Annotated in this window: 1 protein-coding gene; it reads right to left on the reverse strand. The window is 55.0% G+C overall.

The features are described from left to right. A partial coding sequence (locus tag K7W42_RS22710; RefSeq protein WP_224577681.1) for a hypothetical protein occupies positions 1–833 on the reverse strand: 833 nt, incomplete at its 3' end. Positions 834–1,029 lie beyond the last annotated feature (196 nt).

A 1,029-nucleotide genomic window follows, 5' to 3' on the forward strand; every position in this document is an offset into this window, starting at 1 on the left:
TCTTGCTGCGTATGAAACACCACACCTTGTGTTTGAGGAGTCTGGAGCGTCAGGAGTGCTTCGGCCACCAAGCCGCGTTTGACTCGAACGTCATGGTCCATGTCGACCAACCACAGCGGATGGGTACCGAGAAGAATGCCTGCACCGTTGTGCATGGCGCGCCAGCCATTCACTGCGACAGCGCGTCCGTTGAAGAAGGCGACCCAAACAGCGCCATTTTGATAGCCCGCCCCTGCAATCAACCGCTTGACCTCGGTGGTCTGCTCTCTGATGGGCCAGTGGTGTAAGGGTTGAATATCAACCCCTGCAGTCCTGACTTCTGTCTGCGCGGCAGCCAGCTGTGCCCGGTTCAGTTTTGACACGGCAAGCTCGACTTTCCAGTTCTCTAGATAGACCGTCCAGCCCTGCTCCTCGTAAAAGGTTTCCAGCATCTTCTGGTGTGGACTCTCAGGGACGATGGCCGTTACTTGATTGACAGAGATTCTAGAGGATGGCTGCCACTGCTCTTGGTAGCTCTGAGTGATGCCTTTCAGAAGTGCCGTATGAAGTTGGTGGAGGGCGCGAGGTGCCCAAGCTGGATCACACAATAAAAAGGCTTGCCACAGTCCACCGTGACTGTGCCGGAAAGAGGCAACGCCAATGACCTTTCCTCTGGCCGAGGCGAACCAAGACTTGGACCATTCCACGCCAGTCAACAACTTGGGAATGAAGTCGTCCGGCCAGAAAGCCGCGTAAGCATCAGGCAGAAGAGGTAATTGGGCCTGAAAAAACTTGAGAACGTCTTTGTCGTCAGGTGGGAGGGCAGAAGCGACGTAAATGAAGGGCTTTCTCACGCGACTTCCCGTCGAGCCAGCTGAACAGACACCATTGTTTCGTATATGTACAAGATTACCATTGACTCATTTCACTGTACAAGATCACCAGTGACATTGACGCTGAAGACGTGCCGAAGACGACCCGCTCGCCAAGCCCGCTCCGCGCGGTGTTTGGTGTCAACCTTCGGAATCGGAGGAAGGCACAGGGGCTTTC

Source organism: Deinococcus betulae (assembly GCF_020166395.1).
In the GTDB taxonomy this organism is placed as follows: Bacteria; Deinococcota; Deinococci; order Deinococcales; family Deinococcaceae; genus Deinococcus; species Deinococcus betulae.